The sequence below is a fragment of the Capnocytophaga canis genome, assembly GCF_000827555.1.
GTDB classification, from domain to species: Bacteria; Bacteroidota; Bacteroidia; order Flavobacteriales; family Flavobacteriaceae; genus Capnocytophaga; species Capnocytophaga canis.
In genome coordinates, this window is the sequence record NZ_CDOI01000157.1 from 26,922 (window position 1) to 48,725 (window position 21,804).

General features: G+C 34.8%; 13 protein-coding genes and 1 pseudogene. 10 read left to right on the forward strand and 4 right to left on the reverse strand.

Annotation, left to right across the window (positions count from 1 at the left end; all coding sequences use genetic code 11):
* Positions 1–50 precede the first annotated feature (50 nt).
* A complete protein-coding gene (locus CCAND38_RS07480; protein WP_042344642.1) occupies positions 51–1,535 on the forward strand; it encodes a cellulose synthase family protein in 1,485 nt (494 codons plus the stop codon).
* A gap of 106 nt (positions 1,536–1,641) precedes the next feature.
* Here CCAND38_RS07480 and CCAND38_RS07485 read toward each other — a convergent pair whose 3' ends face one another.
* Both CCAND38_RS07485 and CCAND38_RS07490 read right to left on the reverse strand, forming a co-directional pair.
* The gene (locus CCAND38_RS07485; RefSeq protein WP_042344643.1) at positions 1,642–2,328 is read right to left on the reverse strand and encodes a transporter; all 687 of its coding nucleotides are present in this window, start codon (positions 2,326–2,328) and stop codon (positions 1,642–1,644) included.
* 155 nt (positions 2,329–2,483) lie between these two features.
* On the reverse strand, positions 2,484–2,855 hold the full coding sequence (locus CCAND38_RS07490; protein ID WP_042344645.1) for a hypothetical protein: 372 nt from the start codon (positions 2,853–2,855) through the stop codon (positions 2,484–2,486).
* A gap of 381 nt (positions 2,856–3,236) precedes the next feature.
* Between CCAND38_RS07490 and CCAND38_RS07495 the strand changes: the two genes are divergently transcribed.
* The 9 genes and pseudogenes from CCAND38_RS07495 to CCAND38_RS07535 all read left to right on the forward strand — a co-directional run bounded on the left by CCAND38_RS07495 (position 3,237) and on the right by CCAND38_RS07535 (position 17,921).
* Complete coding sequence (locus tag CCAND38_RS07495) at positions 3,237–5,921, forward strand: TonB-dependent receptor (protein ID WP_042344646.1); 2,685 nt, start codon at positions 3,237–3,239, stop codon at positions 5,919–5,921.
* Positions 5,922–6,028: 107 nt separating this feature from the next.
* Positions 6,029–7,204: a beta-helix domain-containing protein gene (locus tag CCAND38_RS07500; protein WP_042344647.1), complete on the forward strand. Its 1,176-nt coding sequence runs from the start codon at positions 6,029–6,031 to the stop codon at positions 7,202–7,204.
* A gap of 360 nt (positions 7,205–7,564) precedes the next feature.
* Complete coding sequence (gene hsdR, locus CCAND38_RS07505) at positions 7,565–10,822, forward strand: type I restriction-modification system endonuclease (RefSeq protein ID WP_042344648.1); 3,258 nt, start codon at positions 7,565–7,567, stop codon at positions 10,820–10,822.
* 99 nt (positions 10,823–10,921) lie between these two features.
* On the forward strand, positions 10,922–14,086 hold the full coding sequence (locus tag CCAND38_RS07510) for a P-loop NTPase fold protein (protein ID WP_042344650.1): 3,165 nt from the start codon (positions 10,922–10,924) through the stop codon (positions 14,084–14,086).
* Positions 14,087–14,161: 75 nt separating this feature from the next.
* Complete coding sequence (locus CCAND38_RS07515; RefSeq protein WP_042344651.1) at positions 14,162–15,577, forward strand: class I SAM-dependent DNA methyltransferase; 1,416 nt, start codon at positions 14,162–14,164, stop codon at positions 15,575–15,577.
* Positions 15,578–15,583: 6 nt separating this feature from the next.
* The gene (locus tag CCAND38_RS07520) at positions 15,584–16,093 is read left to right on the forward strand and encodes a DUF1016 N-terminal domain-containing protein (protein WP_231550013.1); all 510 of its coding nucleotides are present in this window, start codon (positions 15,584–15,586) and stop codon (positions 16,091–16,093) included.
* Positions 16,094–16,185: 92 nt separating this feature from the next.
* Positions 16,186–16,869: pseudogene (rhuM, locus tag CCAND38_RS07525) on the forward strand (RhuM family protein); the annotation flags it as partial.
* Between the two features lie 144 nt (positions 16,870–17,013).
* On the forward strand, positions 17,014–17,223 hold the full coding sequence (locus CCAND38_RS07530) for a hypothetical protein (protein ID WP_042005447.1): 210 nt from the start codon (positions 17,014–17,016) through the stop codon (positions 17,221–17,223).
* A gap of 266 nt (positions 17,224–17,489) precedes the next feature.
* Complete coding sequence (locus CCAND38_RS07535; protein WP_042005449.1) at positions 17,490–17,921, forward strand: hypothetical protein; 432 nt, start codon at positions 17,490–17,492, stop codon at positions 17,919–17,921.
* 68 nt (positions 17,922–17,989) lie between these two features.
* Here the strand turns inward: CCAND38_RS07535 and CCAND38_RS07540 are convergent, their stop codons facing one another.
* Positions 17,990–19,303 carry a serine hydrolase domain-containing protein gene (locus CCAND38_RS07540; protein ID WP_052458188.1) on the reverse strand — a complete coding sequence of 438 codons (1,314 nt, stop codon included), beginning with the start codon at positions 19,301–19,303 and terminating at the stop codon, positions 17,990–17,992.
* A 161-nt stretch (positions 19,304–19,464) separates the two neighbouring features.
* Positions 19,465–21,636, reverse strand: a complete 2,172-nt coding sequence (locus CCAND38_RS07545; protein ID WP_052458189.1) for a TonB-dependent receptor — start codon at positions 21,634–21,636, stop codon at positions 19,465–19,467.
* Between the last annotated feature and the right edge of the window lie 168 nt (positions 21,637–21,804).

Here is a 21,804-nt window from a genome sequence, read left to right on the forward strand (position 1 = left end):
ACAAAATACATATCTTTGCAAAATATTTCTTATTAACATTTGAGTACCCTATGGAGTTGATTATCAATTACACCCTTGTTGCGATTTACGCAGTGGCATTAATACTGATTTTTTTGTATAGCCTCTCAATGCTTAATCTGTTATTCAACTATCTGAAACACAGAAAACAAAATGATGAGTCTCCCAAATTCAATCTGCTCGATCCTAAGGAAATACCGTATGTAACGATTCAGTTACCTCTGTACAATGAAAAATATGTAGTAAAACGGTTGTTGGAAAATATCGCCCAATTGGAGTACCCAAAAAATAAATTGGAAATACAGGTGCTGGATGATTCTACGGATGAGTCTGTGATTGAAACAGCTACTATTGTGGAAGACCTTCAAAAAACAGGGTTAGATATTCAGCATATTCGCCGAGCCAATCGCCAAGGCTTTAAAGCAGGAGCTTTGAAAGAAGGAACGGCTATAGCGAAAGGAGATTTCATTGCTATTTTTGATGCGGATTTTATGCCACAGCCCGATTGGCTAAAAAAAACAGTCATTTACTTCAAGGATCCTGAAATAGGCGTAGTTCAAACTCGTTGGGGGCATCTAAACCGAAACTACTCCATCCTAACTAGGATTCAAGCCTTGGCCTTAGATGTTCATTTTACATTGGAACAAGTAGGTCGAAGCTCAAAAGGACATTTCATAAACTTCAACGGAACGGCGGGTATTTGGAGGAAGGAATGTATTTATGATGCGGGAAATTGGGAAGGCGACACCCTAACCGAAGACTTAGACCTCAGCTATCGCGCACAACTTAAAAATTGGAAATTCAAATATTTAGAAGATGTTGAAACTCCTGCTGAGTTGCCTGTGGTTATTTCAGCAGCTCGTTCGCAACAGTTCCGTTGGAACAAAGGAGGAGCTGAAAATTTCAGAAAATCGATGATGCGAGTGCTGTCTTCAAAAAATATTGGTTGGAAAACCAAATTCCATGGAGTGATGCATTTGCTTAATAGCTCAATGTTTCTGTGGGTATTCATCGTTTCGATACTCAGCATTCCCGTACTTTACATCAAAAATACCTATGGGCATTTGGATTGGCTATTTCAAATAACCAGTTTCTTTATTCTAAGTACCATTATTCTTTTTATTTGCTATTGGGTAACCTATAAAAATCTGCAAGGCAAAACCTTCGACGATTTCCTGAGTTATGTCACACTATTTTTTACATTTTTCTCAGTAGCATTAGGATTTTCATTCCACAATACTATTGCTGTTTTGGAAGGGCATACTGGTAAAAAAAGTGAGTTTGTGAGAACTCCTAAGTTTAATATCAGTTCACTGTCCGATAGTTGGAAAAACAACAAATATATCAATACAAAACTGTCTCCAAACATGATTTTTGAATTCATGCTGATGATATATTTCATTTTCGGATTGTACAGTGCTGTTCGATTGAATGATTTCGGGATGTTCCCTTTCCATTGTATGCTAACATTAGGATTCGGTTTTGTTTTTTTCAAGTCGTTGACTTCAAAAGCATAATACATCCTACCTAAGGGTTGTTGCGAACGGAATCACTTTGTGATTTCTGACTTATAGGATCTGTCTTTAGTTTTCTTTCACACAGAGTTTTTTAGGGTTGCCTCAATCAAAAGAGATACGAAAACCCTGTAGTTACAAAAAAGTCCGCTGAAGAACTGAACAAAGCACGTCCAAAAGCAACATCTATCTGAAATTTATGGTTCAACATATATAAAACTCCTGTGTCAATGTTGTGTGAAGGGAGTGTTTCTGCATTGAAAACAGCAAAATATTCTACAAAAAGATATACTTCTTTCAAAGGAGCATATCCTACTTGGAATGTGGTGGTTAGGTTCTGAAACTTTTCTGCTGTCCCGATATTGTATGCCAGTAAAAATTGTTCTGATAAGGTGTTTTCAAAGGCTAAACATACATCGGGTTTAAAGGTTTTGTCTCTGAAATCATATCCTCCATATCCAACCAAGGTGATTGATGGAATCCATTCATTTTCAGATAATAGATGTTGTTTTACGCTTACAAAAAGATTGTCAACTTGCCACTTTTCACTCTTTATTTTTGAAATATCCGTGGAAAAACGTACTTCTGTTCCTTGCCATAAACCATAGCGTAGCATCAAATTATCTGCAAAAGAATTCTCTGCGAACGTAAATCCGTTCTCAAACTGTAATTTCTTGGGAGATAGTGTATAGACCCCTTCACTCTGGTCTGGTCGATCGGTATTGATTTCGTCCAAATCTTGTGCTAAAATAGGTATACTACTGATAATTAGTATAATAAAAAATAATTGTTTCATTCTTATATGGAATTTATTATTTTGAGGCGTGGAGTGAAAGTAGTAACGGGGTAAAGTTAGTATTTAAAAATCAAGTAAACAAAAATCCAGAATTTTTGGGGTGAAAATATTCTATTGTGCTGATTAAATGCTATTACCCTTTATGCAGAAACTTATTATTTTACCAATTTGAAACTGATGATGTTGAAGATAGTACCTCCGTTGACGATGCTGTGATCAATTTTCTTACATGAAGGTGTGACAGATTCATAACCCGAAGGTAATTCACAACAGATTTTGTACACATAGGTGTCATTTTGGATTGTATAGTTAAACTCTCCTTTATGATTGGTACGAATCGTCTCATAGTTCGAATATTTCGTCGCAGCGTAATGTCCTATCTTCCCACGTAAAATTTGAATCTTGACATTTGATATTCCTTCTCCATATTCGTTCGACACCTTTCCTGATACGTATATTCGTAAATCTTGTTCTTTACTGCTACAGCCTAAAATGGCACAACAGATTGCTAATAAAAAGAATCTCATATTTTTAATAATCTTTTTTTAAATAAAAATGCGTTGATAAAGTATTATCAAGTTCTCAGTTCAATTGTAAACTTAATCGTAACTGATTTTTTTTGAATCAGTTTTTAAGTTTTTACCTCATAAACATTCCTTACTTTTGGCAAAGAAAACAAAAAACAAGATAGAAACAAAGTGAAAATTAATTTTTGTTATCATTTGCGCATAGAATAAACGATAAAACTACTTCATTTTAAACAAGGACAACAACTACGTTTTTCCTTAACATTTCCTTAAACTTTTGATTACTTGTCAGTAATAATTTCGTGATGTTTTTATAATATACTCATTACGTTCATTTTACATTTACACTGTAGTTTTGCCACAGAAAAAAATGATAATAGTATGAACAAAATTTTATGCGTTTTTTCCATGTTTTTGGTTACTATGCTTAGTGCTCAAACCAAAACAGGAGTGGCAGGAGTAGTGACCGATCAAGAAATGGACGGAGAGCCATTGTCATTTGCCAGTGTGATTGTTAAGGGTACAAGTAGAGGAACAACTACTGACCTTCATGGAAAGTTTGATTTGAATTTAGAGGCCGGGGATTATACGCTATTGGTAAGTTTTATGGGGTATGAAGAAAAAGAAATTCCGGTGAAGGTAGAGACAGGAAAGAGACTACAAATCGAAGTCGGTTTAAACTCTGCAGGAGTTGGTTTGGAAGAGGTCGTAGTACAATGGAATGTTAATAGAGAGGCGGAAAGCGTACTTTTGGTTGAGCAGAAAAATGCTGTTTTGATGAAACAAGCTATTGGAGCTCAAGAACTTTCCAGAAAGGGAGTTAGTGATGCGGAAGGTGCGGTTACAAAAATATCGGGAATTTCAAAGCAAGAAGGAGTAAAAAGTGTATTTGTCAGAGGCTTAGGAGATAGATACAACGCGACCACTTTAAATGGATTCCCAATTCCTTCGGAAGATCCTGAATATAAGAATATTTCATTGGATTTCTTTACTACGGATATTATCCAAAGTATTGGTATAGACAAAGTTTTTGGAGTGGGAACCTTATCAGACGTAGGAGGTGCTACCATAAACATAACGTCAAAAGAATTGGTAAATGACAGCGAATTGAAAATGGATCTTTCCCTTGGGATGAACACTCAGGTTATGAGGTCAGATACTTTTCTTGAACAACAAGGAATCAATTCATTAGGATTTTCTAACAGAAAAAAACCTTCTACAAACTTGAATGTATATGAATTTGCAAATAGTTTAGATCCTTCGCAATCTAAATTCCTGATAAATACAGGTATTGGATTTTCAGGTGGAAAAAAAATGATGCTTGGACACCATCCGCTGTCAATTTATGGAGTGTTTTCACACAGCAGTGACTATTCCTTTACGGAAGAAATCATACGAAATACAACCACCGAAGGAACTATTTTCCTTGATCAAAAAGGTAAAAAATATTCAAAGAAAATCAATCAATTAGGGCTTTTAAATGCTAATTATACGATAGATAATCTTCAGTTAAGATATAATCTTATGTTGGTTCATGCTAATAATCAGTATGTTGGGATTTATGAAGGCAAAAATTCAGAGCGATACCAAGATGCGTACGATGATACCTATTTGGGTTATTTAGTCCGACAACAAAATAATGATAATATGTTGATAACAAATCAATTACTATCTGACTGGAAACTGAATGAAAAATCGGTTATCAATCTCGGAATTGCGCATAATTCTCTAAAAGGATTGGAGCCCGACAGACGGATAAATAATTTTTCAAAAATTTCTAATTCAAACCATTACAAACTTACAGGTAGCACAGGGCGACAACAACGGTATTTCATTGAATTGAAAGAAAATGATTTGAATACAAAGTTAGAATATACTTATAGATTTAATTCACAAGAAAAGGTCTCTAATTGGAAAATTGGATATAATGGACGATTCTTAACAACTGATTTCGAAGCGATTGAGTACGATTTGTCATCACAACAATTATTAAATATTAATTCTTATAAATTAGATCAATTATATAATCAAGCGAACTTAAATGCAGGTTTATTCCAATTGGATAGAAATTTTGACCGATATGATGTAAGTAAATTTATCCATTCGTTTTATAGCGAGTTTACCTATCAGATTGATCCAAAATTTGTCCTAAATGCAGGATTGAAAGGAGAAAATGTGGATATGAAAGTGAGTTATAACGTAAACCGCGGAGGCACTAAAGGGGATACTGAAATAACTAAATTATATATTCTTCCTGCGTTGAACTTGAAATATGACATACACTCAAAACATGCACTACGTTTTGGGGTTAGCAAAACATACACGATGCCACAGTCGAAAGAAATCTCCCCCTATGTGTATATCGATGTTAGTTTTAAAAGTCAAGGAAATAAAGACTTAAAACCTTCGGACAATTACAATGTGGATTTGAAATGGGATTATTATATCAATGGAAATGAATTGTTCTCGTTATCAGGGTTTTATAAATATGTTGTTAGTCCTATTGCTCGGGTTGAAGAAGGAGGCTCAGGAGGCTATTTGACTTATAGAAATATTAGTGACTACGCTACTTTCGCAGGAATAGAACTTGAACTAAGGAAGAATTTGTTTCAAACTGAAAGCGAACTCTCTAACCAAAAGTGGTCTTTTGGATGGAATGCTTCATTGATTTTCACCGAGTTAAACATAAATGTTGCTAATACACAAGCTCGTAAAACTCAATTGGAAGGAGCAGCTCCTTTTATTACAAATGCTGATCTGACATACAGTTTGCAGAAGAATAATAAGAACTTTACCGCTTCAATGGTATTCAATTATTTTAGTGATAGAATCTATACCATTGGAACCTTACAGTACAAAGATATTATCGAAAAGGGAGTACCTACAATGGATTTTGTTGCTTCTTTAGACCTTACAGAACGACTTTCATTGAAATTAAAAGCCAAGAACATATTCAATTCAAAAAGAGAACTAAGTAGAAAAGCCACCAATAATGATGGAAATATCATCCTAAATACATACCAACGCGGTGTTGACTTTAATCTTGGGTTATCATACAAATTTTAACCATATACTGATGGGGAAGTAAATTTCTTCAGATAATAAACGAGGTATTTATGCCAAATAAAAACATTTTAAACATCATAAAAATAGTATAATTAATAAACATAACAATGAAAACAAAAACTTTCAAAATTGGAACTTTAATTGCCTTAACAGGTTTAACACTAATTTCGTGTAACAAGAGTGATAAAGAGGTGGAAACACCTTTTGAAAACACGTATTTAAAAGGTGAAGTAACTCAAAACCGCACGTTAGATGCTTCCAAAACTTATATTTTGGATGGATCACTGATTGTTAAAGATGGAGCGGTGCTTAATATTCCTGCTGGAACGGTCATCAAAGCAAATAAGGGGTTTGATAAATATATCTTAGTATTGCAGGGTGGAAAATTGAACATACAAGGAACCGCCGAAAACCCTGTGAAAATGACCGCGAATGCTCCGCAAGGAACTGCCAAAGCGGGGTATTGGGGAGGGTTGATAATCAATGGAAAAGCAAGGCTTTCTGGCGATTGGACTGCAGGTGTTCCTCAGGGAAGCACTGAAATTGATAGCAGTATTCCTTACGGTGGAACGATGGATAATGACAATTCAGGAACGATTCAGTATCTGATTTTGGAATATACAGGAGCTCGTTCAAACGCTGATGTAGAACATAATGGATTGACACTTAACGGAGTAGGTTCAGGGACAACTGTTGAAAATGTATATGTCTATGAATGTGCCGATGACGGAATAGAATTTTTCGGAGGTTCGGTGAGTGTTAAAAACCTACTTTGTGTCAATACGGACGATGACATGTTTGACATGACTCAAGGTTGGAATGGAACTTTAGAGAATTGTTACGGTTTGTGGCAAGGGGATTTTTCGAGTTCAGAGTCGGATCCTCGTGGCGTAGAGGCCGATGGAAATTTGGATGGAGCAAACCCAACGCATACACATCAGTCTGATTTTACAATTAAAAACATGACTATCGACCTCAAAATCGCTAAAAGTACAGATGTAGCTAAAGTAATGCAAGATGTCATCAAAGTACGTCGTGGAGCAAAAGCTACGATTGATAATGTGCTTGTTAAAGGAACAGGGCAGGTAATCGACCTTGTCGATTTGAAAGACGGAAAAGGGGGCGGTGTTGCTACGGTTTCATTCACAAACTCTTTAACAACAGCTATTTCAGGAAAGGAATCTAATATGGATGCAGATAACATCAATTCTCAAATCACAATTAAAGACTCAAACAAAGGTTGTTCAACATCTATTTTTGGTTGGACAAGATATAACTTTTAAGGTTGCTTCAAGTTAATTTTCCTTCATAAGCGTGAACAACAATCCCACACGGATTGTTGTTCTTTTTATAATTCTAATTGATAGTTAGTTATACTGCTTGCTTTTGAGTTACTATAAAACGTATCTCTTAAAATTTGAAATATAGAAAGCAATTAATAACCCGATTGTTTTTGTTAAATTTATTTGTTTTGGGGTGTATTTCAGAAAGATTTTTATAGTTAGAAAAGTAGCTTTCATATCGACAAAAAATTATATTTCTCAAAAGGATTTTATTCAAATAATTTGTATTTTTGTGGCTTTACTTCCGATAAATTTACATTATGGGAAGTTCTTCTGAATTAACCGCTCAAAAACAAAACTATGACCTCTAACTTTATATTTCTACGAGAAGACCATAATTTACTATACAATATCGCCTATTTATCTGAAAAAAATCTCTATTCCGACCCCAATACTTGTATGTTCAAACTTCGGCAATTTAGCGAGGTGATGGTCAATGAAATTTTTCAAATCGAACATATTCCGATTCCCACAGAACATAATCAGGCTTCTAAAATCAATACGCTCAAAAAAGAAGGCATTATAGAGCCTATCATTGTCGATCTTTTTCATCAACTTCGACTCAAAGGAAATGATGCTGTACATTCGGTGTACGCCTCGCAAAAATCTGCCGAAACCTTGCATAGAATGGCTTACCAATTGGCTCGTTGGTTTGCTTTGGCTTATGGCGAGGGTACCAAAGGGCATTCGGAATTTGTATTACCTGAAAAACATAGCATCTCCGTAGAGGATTTGAAAGCGGAAAAAGAAGCCCAAGAAAAACAGATTGAGACCCTTCAAAATCAATTGTTTGAACTTCAAAAACAGAAAGAATATTTAGAGGAAAGCCAATCCAAAGAATTTTTATCGGCACAAAAAGAACGCGTGAAAAAATCGCAAAAGTACGCAGGACAGCTCAGCCTTTCCGAAGCGGAAACACGAAAAATCATTGACGCTCAACTTAATGAAGCGGGTTGGCAAGCCGATTCTATTCACCTTAAATATTCCCAAGGCACTCGCCCCGAAAAAGGAAAAAATATTGCCATTGCCGAATTTCCCACCGATAAAGGCAACGCTGATTATGCTCTATTTGTAGGTTTGAAATTAGTCGGAATTGTAGAGGCCAAACCCGAACACAAAGATATTTCCGCCATCATCGCCAATCAGTGTAAGGATTACGCAACACACATCAAATCAGAACATTCTGAATACATTATTTCTCAATGGGGAGCTTATCAAGTGCCTTTTGTCTTTGCTACCAATGGCAGAAAATATTTAAAGCAGTTGGAGACCAAATCGGGTATTTGGTTTTTGGACACACGCCGAAATGATAACATTCCTAAGGCATTACAAAGTTGGAAAAGTCCGCAAGGCTTATTGGAAGATTTGGAAAAAGACATCGAAAAAGCGAACCAAAAACTCGCCGAAACGCCTTACGAATTATTGAGAGACAAAGACGGACTCAACTTGCGTGAGTACCAAATAAAAGCCATAGAAACCACTGAAAGAGAATTACTTAAAGGCAAATCATCAATTTTGCTTTCAATGGCAACAGGCACAGGAAAAACCCGTACCCTTTTGGCGATGATATATCGTTTTTTAAAAACCCAACGCTTCAAACGCATTTTGTTTCTAGTGGATAGAACCTCGCTCGGCGAACAAGCACACGATGTATTCAAAGAAGTTCGATTGGAAGATTTGCAAACCTTAGCAAATATCTACAATATCAAAGGATTGGAAGATAAAACTATCGAGCGAGAAACCAAAATTCACTTGAGTACGGTGCAGGCGATGGTCAAACGGATTTTGTACAACGAAGGCGAATATACCCCGTCGGTTTCCGATTATGATTTGATTATCATCGACGAAGCCCACCGAGGCTATACCCTTGATAAAGAGATGGCAGATGATGAATTGGAGTTCCGCAATCAGGACGATTTTATCAGCAAATACCGAAGCGTGATTGATTATTTCGATGCCGTGAAAATTGCCGTTACTGCCACTCCTGCCCTCCATACCACCGAAATTTTCGGAAAGCCGGTATTTGAATACTCGTATCGTGAGGCGGTATTAGACGGATTTTTAGTGGATTATAATCTTCCGCATCAAATCATTACACAATTGCGAAAAGAAGGCATTCATTACCAAAAAGGAGATACCATTCAAATTTTTGACCCTGAAAAAAATGAAATTACCGATTTTTCAGAAATTGAAGACGAACTGAATTTTGACATTGAACAATTTAATAAAAAAGTTATTGTAGAAGATTTTAACCGAGTGGTACTTACCGAAATCGCTCAAGAACTTGATCCTGAAGGACAAGGAAAAACGCTGATTTTTGCCGTAGATGACCAACACGCCGACCTCATCGTAAAAATTCTGAAAGAAATTTATGCCGAACAAGGCATTGATAATGATGCGGTAAAGAAAATCACGGGAAGTATAGGCGATAAGAAACGCGTTTTGGAAGCCATCAAGCAATTCAAGAACGAAAGATATCCGAACATTGCCGTTACGGTGGATTTACTCACCACAGGAATTGATGTACCTGAAATTACCTCGTTGGTGTTTTTACGCCGTGTGAAATCAAGGATCTTATTTGAACAAATGTTAGGAAGAGCCACACGCCTTTGTCCGAAAATTAATAAAGAAAATTTTGAAATTTACGACCCTGTGGGCGTTTTTGAAAGCATTGTAGATTTTACAAAAATGACGCCCGTAGCTGCCAATCCGTCTGCCTCTTTTGAGGATATTATCAGCGGAATTGATCACAGCGACGAGGCTTCTTCGGTGAAAAAATATGTAAATCAGCTCATTGGAAGATTGCAAAGACGAGCTAAAAACATCACAAAACAAGACGAAGATTATTTTCTTAATTTACAGAAAACAACACCACAAGAGTTTATCCGAGAATTGAAAGAACAACCCATTGGTGAGGTAAAAACCTTTATACAAAACCACAGAAAAGCGATTGAATTCTTGTTTCATTCCAAATCAAAATCAAATCATTACAAAATCATCAGCGATAAAACCGACCAAGTTGCCGAACGCTACCAAGGTTATGGCGGAGCGGAACAACGCCCCGAGGATTACATCGAAGCCTTCAGAGCTTTTATCACAGAAAATCAAAACCGAATAGCCGCTCTCAACATCCTCTGCACCCGACCTAAGGAACTGACACGCAACGAACTGAAAAGCCTCCGATTGGAAATGGAACAGGCGGGCTATTCCATCAGGGAAATCAACCACGCTTGGAACAAAGCCAAAAATGTGGACATCACCACGGATATTATCGGCATCGTTCGTACTTTGGCGTTGGGCAGTGCTTTGGTGGATTATGCCGTTCGCTTGGAAAATGCGTTTAAGAAGCTCAAAATCCATCGTCAATTCACAAAAATTGAAGAAAAATGGCTCGACCGCATCGAAAAATATCTCGTCAAAGAACAATTCATCGACCACGAAAGTTTTAACACGGGAGCATTCAAAAACGAAGGTGGCTACGAAAAAATAAACAAAGCCTTTAAAAATCAATTAGATGAAATTGTAGATGAGTTGAAGGAGTATCTTTTTGTGGGGTGAGTTTTTTAAAGGTTAATTGTTAATGATTAATGGGTTCATAAATATTATATAGAAAAAAAGATTTATAAATTTGTGGGAAATAAAATTAAGGAGTAAACTATGACCAAAAATAATACTAGTTATATCTTCATAAAAAATCAACCTTTGGGTGAGGATTTATTTGAAAACAAGTCGCAAGATAAAATAGCATCTATTATTAGTGAGAAAATTATCAACGAACCCGATTTTAAAATCATTGGTATCGATGGTGAATGGGGGTCGGGTAAAAGTAATTTGGTAAAACTTATAGAAAAGAAACTTGAAAACAATCACAAGTTTTTTGTATATGATGTGTGGGGACACCAAGAAGATGAGCAACGAAAGTCTATTTTAGTAGAATTAACTGAATTTATAAAATCTGAAAAAGATTTAGTTAATAAAAAAAATAGTTGGGAAAACAAGTTGAAATTCCTACTTGCTAAATCAAAAGAAACTAAGACCATTAATCAACCTTATTTAAGTGTTGGATTTATATTTAGTTTACTGTCTATTGTTTACATTCCCACTGTAAATGTTTTCAAGGATTCAATGGCTGATTTTTTTGAAATAGAATCTTGGTTTTGGAAACTTTTATTAGTTGCTTTTCCAATATTCATTGTTATAGGGATATACTTTTGGAATGTAATCCAAAATTGGTTTAGTAGAAAGGGATTTTGGAAGTCTTTTAAATTATCTGCACAAGAAACATTTCAAGTTTACACCAATAAACAAAAAGAAGAGACTAAAATAGAAACCATATCTGAAAATGAGCCATCGGTAAGAGAGTTTCAAAATTGGATGCAAGATATTAATGACGATTTAAAAAAGCCGATTGTTATTGTTTTTGATAATTTTGATAGATTACCAAAAAAGCATATACTTAGTATTTGGTCATCTATACATATATTTTTTGCTGAGAAAAGTTATTCTAATATAAAAGTTATTATTCCTTTTGATAGAGAGCATATTCAAAATGCTTTTAAAGACCTTAACAACGACAAAGATAAAAGTTTTGGAGAAGATTATGTCAATAAAACTTTTGATATAGTTTTCAGGGTTACTAAACCGATTATGTCCGATTGGAAAAAATTCTTTGAAGAACAATGGAAAAAAGCATTCATCAAATATGATGAAACAGAAATGAAATTGGTAGTTCAAGTATATGAATTTCTGAACCGAAGAATTACACCTCGTGAAATTATTTCATTTATCAATGAGTTACTTACCATAAAACTTTTAGATGAAAATTATAAAGAAAGATACATTGGTATTTTCATTCTTAGAAAAAATGAAATATTAGCTAATCCTTTAAAAGCAGTTTCAGATTACAAAGAAATATTGGGTGGACTCTACCATATTTATTTAAGTGATAAAGAGTATCCCAAACAACTTACAGCTATCATTTACCATATTGAAGTAGATAAAGCTTTGGAGCTTATTTATACACAAGAATTGAGAGATTCAATGCTCAAAAATAATGTTCAAAAATTTAATGAGATTTGCAAAGCAGATTTTATTGACTCCATTTTTTATTCTACAATATTAAATATCAATTCTTTTGAAAATCCAATTTTGGCATTAAGCTCATTAGATGAAAATTCAAAAGTTTCTTTTCAAAACATAAAACAAACTTGGAACACATTCTATAACGGAGTTCTTGAATTAGGTATGCGTATGGGAACTTTAATCATTAACGATTGGCAAATTACTTTGATTAAAAATATTGATAATGATAAATATCTTTCACATCTATTAAAAGACTATTCTAGCTTAATAAACGATACAAATATTGAAGAGTATATTGATTTGATAGATGAATTGATTAATCATTTTACCGAAGAAAGAGTTTTGAGGAATTTAAAACAGAACAAAACTTCAGAGGCTAATTATGTAAAATTGATAGAACATAAAGGTGAAAATCACCAAAAATATAAACTTTCTGTAGATTATAAAACATTAGATAAATATCTCTCTAAGCTAGATATTAAGGATATTCTAAAATTGGAAAGAATGAAATACTTAACTAAAGATTACGATTTTAAAGAATATAGAGAAAAACTTAAAACAGAACTCAAAAATTTCAGTAATCAGAATAATATTCAATTAGCAAATGATACTTTAATAAGAATAAAAGAAATTTCTCAAAAAGAAGTTTTAAAGAATTTGTTAGACGATAGTAGAATAGGTTCACTATATGCTAATAATCAAAATTCAGAATTGCCGATTATAAATGAGTTAATAGCAATGAGAATTGCAAGGGGAAGTGGCTTTAGCTCTTCATATGGTAATTATTTTAATGATATCCTAAGTCAGGAAAATGAAAAACGGGCAGAACAAATTGCGAATACCATCTTAAATTATATTACCTATGGAGATTTGTTACTGATGTCTAATTATTTTAGAAGTTATCCATTATTTAGGCAGATTATTTTAAAAATGTTTAGAAAATCTGATTTAGGTAAATCTGCTAATATTATTACACTGATAAATAAATATTCAGAAATAAAAACAAGTTTAAACATAGATGATGACTCACTTCTGAATGAATTGAATAAATGGAATGTTGATAAAGATAAACTTGATATAAATAAGTTAGACGATCAGTTTTTAAGTGATTGCTTTGAAAATGAGAAATTAAGAATATCTAAAGTTGTTGCATCTGTTTTCAATGAGGATTTTTCTAAATTAGATAAAAACGGTTATGAAGCTGTCTTTGACAACAATGGAAATAATGTACATTTTAGATTTTTCCAATATTTAGAATCTACAAGTCTTACTCAACAATCTTTGGATGTTTTCGAAACTAAATTTATTGAATTGTTGGAGCAAGGTAACAATATTGATGAGCAATGGTGGAGTATATTAGAAATCTATGACACTAACAATTCTTCTATTTCCGTTGTGAATCTGTTCAAAAATATTTTAGATAAGATATTAAACGCAAAAATTAAGCTGTCGTTGGAGTTAGCAAATAAGTTGTTACCCTATTTCTTCAAGTATGATTTATTGATAGGTCGAAATGATATTTTTAGGTTAGTTATCAAAAATGATTTTCTTTTAAATACAGAATTCGTTAAATCATTAAATGAAAACTCTGAAAAGCTAAGAGAACTATATAAAGTAGCTTCAAAAGATGATAAAGATGGATTTAGAAATTGGTTAAACGAGCAAAGAGATAATAATACTGATATAGAAAATCTAGCTAAATCTCTTGATATTAGAAGAACAAAAGGAAAAGAAAATTAAAAACACATCAAAAAGCTCTTTTAGAAACAAACATTAACAAACAATATTCAACAATTAATAATTAACAATCACCCCGTGAACAACCAAGAAATCGTATCGAAGCTGTGGGCTTTATGTAATGTATTAAGAGATGATGGCATCACCTATCATCAGTATGTAACGGAACTGACTTATATTCTGTTCCTAAAAATGGCAAAGGAAACCGATACCGAAAAGGAAATTCCTGAGCAGTACCGTTGGGACAAACTCGTAAAACAAGACGGCATCCCCCTGAAAAAGTTTTACAAAGAACTCTTGGAGCATTTGGGCGAGGAATGCACAGGACGCATACGCGAAATTTATGGCGGTGCAAAATCAAACATCGAGGAACCTAAAAATCTTGAAAAAATCATCAAAACCATTGACGAACTCGATTGGTATTCGGCTAAAGAAGAGGGCTTGGGCAACTTGTACGAAGGACTTTTAGAGAAAAACGCCAACGAAAAGAAATCGGGAGCGGGGCAATATTTTACCCCTCGGGTGCTGATTGATGTCATTACCGAGCTGATTAATCCGAAAGCGGGTGAGCGATGCAACGACCCTGCCTGCGGAACTTTCGGATTTATGATTGCCGCCGACCGACATATTAAAAAGCAAACCGATGACCTTTTCGATTTGTCCGAAGAAGAGCAAAATTTTCAAATCAATGAAGCCTTTACAGGGGGCGAACTCGTACACGAAACGCACCGCTTGGCACTGATGAATGCGATGCTCCACGACATCAAGGGCGATATAAAATTGGGTGATACGCTTTCTTCCGAAGGTAAAAAAATGACAGGTTTTGATGTGGTACTGACCAATCCGCCCTTTGGTACAAAGAAAGGTGGCGAAAGAGCTACTCGCGACGATTTAACCTTTCCAACTTCTAACAAACAGCTCAACTTCTTGCAACATATCTACCGAAGTTTGAATGTGAATGGTCGTGCAGGTGTCGTATTGCCCGATAATGTTTTGTTTGTAGACAACGACGGCGAAAAAATCCGTAAAGACCTGATGGATAAGTGCAATTTGCACACCATTTTGCGTCTTCCGACAGGGATTTTCTATGCTCAAGGCGTGAAAACCAATGTGCTATTTTTTACTAAAGGTAAAACCGAAAAAAACAATACCAAAGAAGTTTGGATTTACGACCTGCGAAGCAATATGCCGAATTTTGGGAAAACCAATCCTTTGAAATACGAACATTTTCAGGAGTTTATCGAATGCTATTGCGAAGACGATTTCAGCAAGCGAAAAGAAACCTATTCGGCTGAAAATCCGCAAGGACGATGGCGAAAATACACCATAGAAGAAATCATCGCACGCGATAAAACTAGTTTGGATATCGCGTGGCTCAAACAAGGCGAAGAAACCGAAGACATTCCCCTTGATGAACTACTTGAAAATATCGAAGAAAAAGCTACCAATATTATGTCGGCAGTAGAAAAACTCAAATCAATTATCAATGGTTAATTATAAATGAGTGTAACTATTATGAGTAAAGAACTGACAAATACTACGGAATATCGAGAGATACTGAGCCAAGCCATTAGCCAAATTCACATCACACGCACCATTATTGCTCAGCAGGTAAATAGTGCAGCCAATTCGGTGTATTGGAATTTGGGAAAAATCTTATCGGAAAGACAATTAGCAGAAGGCTATGGCAGTGCCGTAGTGAAACAACTCTCAGTTGATTTAAAAAACGAATTTCCTGATATGGGATTTTCGCCACGAAACTTATGGAATATGAAACGCTTCTATGAGCGTTATTATCAAGCAGATGAAAAACTGCAACGCTGCGTTGCAGTTTTACCTTGGAGGCATAATTTACTGCTTTTAAGTAAGGTAGAATCATTAGAAGCTGTGGCATTTTACGCTAATGAAGTGATTGCAAAAGGATGGTCGAGAGACTTGTTGCTCAATGCTATAAAAATGGACACCTATACACATACAACAAAACAATTACCTACCAACAATTTTGCTTAATTACTTCAATTGTAAAAACAAGTAAAAATAATTTTCAATGGTTAATGATTAATTAATAATTGATAATTAACCATTAATAATTAAAAAAAGTTATGGAACAACAAAATATCATCATTTACAAGACCCAAGACGGCAAGGCTAAATTAGCACTTTATGCCCGAGATGGTTCGGTGTGGATGAATCAAAGTCAAATTGCAGAACTTTTTGACACCTCTAAGCAAACAATAAGTTATCATATACTTAACATATTGGAAGAAAATGAATTAAATGAAAATTCAGTTGTCAAAAATTATTTGACAACTGCTTCTGACGGAAAAAATTATGAGGTAACTTTTTATAGTTTAGATATGATTTTAGCTATCGGCTTTCGAGTGCGAAGCAAACGCGGTACGCAGTTCCGACAATGGGCAAACCGAAACCTCAAAGAATATTTAATAAAAGGTTTTGTGATGGATGATGACCGACTGAAAAATCCCGATGGACGCCCCGATTATTTTGATGAATTATTGGCTCGTATTCGCGATATTCGTGCCTCTGAAAAACGATTTTACCAAAAAGTGCGTGATTTGTTTAAACTCAGCAACGATTATGACGAAACGGATAAATCTACGCAAATGTTTTTTGCCGAAACCCAAAACAAGCTCCTTTATGCCGTAACACACCAAACCGCAGCCGAAATTGTGGTAAGCCGTGCCAATACCGAAAAACCCAATATGGGGCTTACCTCTTGGAAAGGAAGTGTCGTGCGAAAAGGAGATATTTTCACGGCGAAAAACAGCCGATGCTGAGCAAGCCGATTTGGAAGACCTCAAACAAATAGAACTATTGGAAAAACAAGTAAAAAACAACAAATAATTTATTAATGGTTAATTATAAATGATGAATTAACCATTTACAATTAATAATTAACAAGTAAAAAAGTGAACACCCAACAGCTCAGACAAAAAATACTCGACCTTGCCATTCGTGGGCAACTTGTACCGCAAGACGGAAAAGATGAACCAGCATCGGTATTATTGGAAAAAATCCGTGCAGAAAAACAACAACTCATCGAACAGAAAAAAATAAAAAAAGATAAAAAATCATCTTATATAACTTCTGAAAAATCCCCATATCCTAAGAGATTCTGATGTATTATGAAAATTTAAAGTTTTCAATCATAGTCTTTTATTTAGAGTTTTAAAAGTAGTTAGTTCACGATTTAGTAAACTAACTTTGTTTGTATCTGCCATATTACGTTACATATTAATTTTCAATATTTTTTAAAAGATAAAGTAAATGTCTTATTATGAGTAAATTATATTTTTATGTTTACTTTTTTGATTTAATTCTTACTTGAAAAAAACATCAATTCACAATTAATTCCTATCTTTGCTCAAACTAAATATTCATCAATATGTATTCAACGTTCCTTCAGGTTCATTCCCTTTTTGCGTATGTTGTTTTAGCAACAGTTTTGATAGCAACTATCAATGCAGCAATAGGTTTTTTTGTTAAACGTGAGTATGGCTCTAAAGATTTGAGAATAGGGCTTTTTGCGTTGATTTTTTCACATCTTCAGTTGCTTTTAGGATTAATTCTGTACGTAGTAACTCCTTTAATCGAAAATTGGAAAGCTGGTGGCGTTATGAAAAATTCGTACATACGCCAACTATTATTGGAGCACCCGATGATGGTTATCATTGGAGTTGTGTTTATTACCATTGGGTGGTCATTACACAAAAAACAGAAAACAAGCAATCGAGCTTTTGGTAAAATAGCTCTTTTCTATGCGTTAGGGCTTGTCTGCTTTTTGTCAAGAATTCCTTGGAGTAAGTGGTTAGCTTAGCATAAATAATTCACGAAAGATCAAGAAAAAACTATCTGAAAAAGAGTGATTTTTCAGATAGTTTTTCTTTATTCCTTATGGAAAACGGTTGTCGTGCCTCTTTGTTTTATTATAAATTGATATTCGTTGGGGACGAATTCTATTTCGATATTGGCAGGTTGAAAAGTAAATATATCTTTTGTTTTTTCAGTTAGCGGAAAAGCTAATTGTCCTGTAGCTTGAGCCATTAACTGTCCGTCTTTCTTGAATATGGTTATTTTCAGAGGTGTCTCGGCAGAGGTATAAACTCCTTCATAGCCTACTTCTATGTTTTTATCTGATATTTTTTTTGTGAAATCGGGAATTTTAAAATCTTTGCCGAAAACAGCACTAAGTGCCGCTATATCAATGTCATTAGCAGTCATAGTTATTCCGTTTAAAACTCTCGCATAAGCTATCTTTGTTTCGGGGAAATATATCATAACAGACACGAATTTATCGATACCTCCCGAATGTCCATATCCTGTATGCTCATAAAACGGATAGGTAAATAATCCTAATCCAAAGCCTCTTTCTATAGTTTGCATCTGTTTCAGGCTTTCTTTTGAGAGTAATTTTCCGTCAAATAGAGAATCGGCAAATGTTATCAAATCAGTGGGAGTAGAAATCAAAGCTCCTGCTCCTGAAACAAATGATAGGTGTGTTTCAGGTTCTTTAACCCATTCTTTTACGAATTGATACGACGTAGCTTCACCGTCATTAGTTTTAGCTTCGCCGCCCAAGTATGTGTTTTTCAACTTCAATGGTTTTACAATTTGTGACTCAATGATTAATGCCAATGGTTTTTTGTAGATCTCTTCTAAAATATAACTCAATAATACGTAGTTAGAGTTGCTATATTCCGTTCTACTGCCTGGTGTAAAAGCAGGTTCAAACAAAGCAATTCTTTCTAACATATGCTCTTTTGTCTGTTGTGTGGTATGCCAATTGAAATAATCTTCAGCAGATGTGAAATTGAAAATACCGCTTTGATGTGAAAGTAATTGTCGGATGGTTATGATATTTGCGTTAGGTATGTTCGGAAAGAAGTCAGACAAACGTTGCTCTATAGCTAATTTCTTATTTTCAATAGCTTTAAGAACTAATACGGAAGTGAATGTTTTAGTGATAGATCCAACTCGATAACGCGTATCGTTCGTTGCTTTCTGTTGTGTGTTGACATTAGCAAGACCTATGGATCTTTCGTAAATAATTTTACTATTTTTAGAAATAGCAAAACTTCCCATTGCCTTGTTATGTTGCTCCAAAGTTGTTAGGTAAGTATCCAACTTTTGTTTGTTGAATTGCTGTGCTACTGTGATTTGGCAAACAAATAGCAGAAAAATCTTTAATGGTGTTTTCATTTCCTTTTGAATTTTATTCCGTTAGTATTTAAATATGAAATTTGTTACAAAAATTGGATGATTATAAATGTAGTTTATTTACAACTAATGTTTCACTAAAAATTCGGCTCTGTTTCATTTTTGAAACAAAGCCGAAAATTATTATAAAAATACAAATATATTTAGAATGAAACCGTTACTCCAGCCAAGAAATTTCTTTCGGCTTGTGGATAAAAACCTGTAGCTTCAATGGTTTTGATAACTCCAACCGTAGTCCAATCATCATCGTAAGTGTAATAATATCCATTAGAAATATATTCCTCATTGAGGATATTATTAACCAATAAGCTAAAGGTTACAGATTTTGCCCATTTTTTCATTGGAATTTGGTAATTTATGCTGAGGTCATTGATCAAATAAGAATTTAATTTTGATTTGTCAGCATCCGTGTTACTCATAAATTGTTCTCCAACGTATTTGCTGAATAAGCTTAATTGTAGTCCTTCCAAAGGGTTGAATGTTAATCCATTTCCAGCCACTATGTTTGGCGAATATGAAATATTCGTATTTCCCAAATTCACTAACTTTCCGTCAAAGTTGGTGTAAAAATCAATATTTTTGTTTTGGCTAAGCGTTACTGACGGTTGAATTTGCCATTTTCCGAGTTTTACAACCGCGTCAATTTCTACGCCCAATCGATAGCTTTTTCCACTATTTTCACGCACTGGAGCTCCTACATCGTTCAAAGCTCCTGTTAGTACCAATTGGTCTTGATATTGCATGTAGTATCCATTGATATTCAATGCTATATTTTCAGATTTGAATCGCCATCCTCCTTCAAAATCGTTTAGTTTTTCTGGGCGTGGATTGCCGTTTTCGTAGTCGTCACGATTCGGTTCGCGTTGAGCTTTCGCATACGAAATGTATAGTTGATTTTGAGTGTTTAATGAATATGTTACGCCTGCCTTCGGATTGAAAAAATCAAACGAGTCATTTACCAAACCTGTATCCTCACTGTTAGCTTTGTAATTTACGTTTCTAAGTTGCAAATCTCCAAAGAAAATCCATTTACCAATAGAGTAAGTCGCTTTTAAAAAATTGTTTGCCTCTGTTTTAATAGCATCATCACGGTAGTATTCCTGCTTGAAATTATATTCTGCAGGTTTTCTAACCCATAGAATCTCTCCAAAGTGATCGCCTACGTAACGATTGGCACTACTTCCGAAGGTAAAATCTAAATTTTTATTTTTGTAGTTCAATGAAAACACTGCTCCGTAAAAATCGTTATCCAAATATTTTCTGCGAATTAAATCTGATTTTGAAGATGTTACGCCTCCTGACTCAATTGGCTTGATGCCATGTTTGGATAGTTTTTGGTCTTTTTTATAGTTTTCATAATATCCGAAACCTTTGGTGTAGTGCAACGCAAAATTAGTGTTCCACATATTACTCCAACGTTGATTCCAATGCAGCTGAGCGTGATCCTGTTTGTAGTTGTCGGTTTCGTTGTCATAGAAAACAGTGTTTCCGTTGTTGTCCTTATGTTTCCCTGAAGGATTGTAACGGCGACCGTATTTTTTCATTTCCTCTTCATCAACGCCATTCCACGCCTGATAGGTTTTTTCGTTTCCACCAAATACCAATCCTTTGATAAGAGTTCCTTGATCAACAAAGGCTCCTTGTAAGAAGTAAGAATTTAATTTTGAGGAAGCACGATCAATATATCCATCAGAATATAATTTTGACAAACGTCCTGAAAGTTCAAAGGTGTTATTCATCAACCCTGTAGAGAATTTCGCTGTGTGCTTTTGAGTGTTGTAGCTTCCGTAAGAAGTTGATAGTAAAGCGTTTGATTCATAAGAAGATGCGTCTGTAAGCATATTCAAACTTGCTCCAAACGCTCCTGAACCGTTGGTGGACGTGCCAACTCCACGTTGTAATTGAATGTTTTCTACGCTGGATGCAAAATCTGGCATATTCACCCAAAACGTGCCGTGTGACTCCGAGTCGTTGTAGGGTATGCCGTTGATAGTTACGTTCACACGTGTAGCGTCACTTCCTCTAACTCGTATTCCAGTGTACCCTACGCCATTACCTGCATCACTGGTAGTTACTACCGAAGGCATAAAATTAAGTAAAATAGGAATGTCTTGTCCTAAATTGCGTTTAGCTAACTCTTTTTTGTTGATAGAAGAAAATGCAATAGGCGTTTTTCTGTCAGCCCGGACAGCAGAAACTAAAACCTCATCCAATTGGATTACATCCTGATTGATAGAATCTTTTTCAGACTCAATTGTTTGAGCATAAGCCGAAGTAATAAGGCTCATCGCTCCCATAAAAAATAATTTTTTCATCAGTAAAATGAAATTTTTACAAAATAAAAGAGGTAATTATTTTATGGAATGAATAAAAAAAGCTTGTTTCTGCTACCCAAAAAGCAAAAACAAGCCACTTATTATTGACTTCGTTTCCTTAGACTGCATTACCAGCCCAAGTTCTATGGGTATAATCTCAGCCGCAAA

What these genes read in the sequence shown, in the direction of transcription:
- CCAND38_RS07540 (WP_052458188.1), bottom strand. Translation starts at nt 19,303, where the DNA reads ATGAAAACACCATTAAAGATTTTTCTGCTATTTGTTTGCCAAATCACA.
- hsdR (WP_042344648.1), top strand. Translation starts at nt 7,565, where the DNA reads ATGACCTCTAACTTTATATTTCTACGAGAAGACCATAATTTACTATAC.
- CCAND38_RS07485 (WP_042344643.1), bottom strand. Translation starts at nt 2,328, where the DNA reads ATGAAACAATTATTTTTTATTATACTAATTATCAGTAGTATACCTATT.
- CCAND38_RS07480 (WP_042344642.1), top strand. Translation starts at nt 51, where the DNA reads ATGGAGTTGATTATCAATTACACCCTTGTTGCGATTTACGCAGTGGCA.
- CCAND38_RS07500 (WP_042344647.1), top strand. Translation starts at nt 6,029, where the DNA reads ATGAAAACAAAAACTTTCAAAATTGGAACTTTAATTGCCTTAACAGGT.
- CCAND38_RS07510 (WP_042344650.1), top strand. Translation starts at nt 10,922, where the DNA reads ATGACCAAAAATAATACTAGTTATATCTTCATAAAAAATCAACCTTTG.
- CCAND38_RS07490 (WP_042344645.1), bottom strand. Translation starts at nt 2,855, where the DNA reads ATGAGATTCTTTTTATTAGCAATCTGTTGTGCCATTTTAGGCTGTAGC.
- CCAND38_RS07535 (WP_042005449.1), top strand. Translation starts at nt 17,490, where the DNA reads ATGTATTCAACGTTCCTTCAGGTTCATTCCCTTTTTGCGTATGTTGTT.
- CCAND38_RS07520 (WP_231550013.1), top strand. Translation starts at nt 15,584, where the DNA reads ATGAGTGTAACTATTATGAGTAAAGAACTGACAAATACTACGGAATAT.
- CCAND38_RS07545 (WP_052458189.1), bottom strand. Translation starts at nt 21,636, where the DNA reads ATGAAAAAATTATTTTTTATGGGAGCGATGAGCCTTATTACTTCGGCT.
- CCAND38_RS07495 (WP_042344646.1), top strand. Translation starts at nt 3,237, where the DNA reads ATGAACAAAATTTTATGCGTTTTTTCCATGTTTTTGGTTACTATGCTT.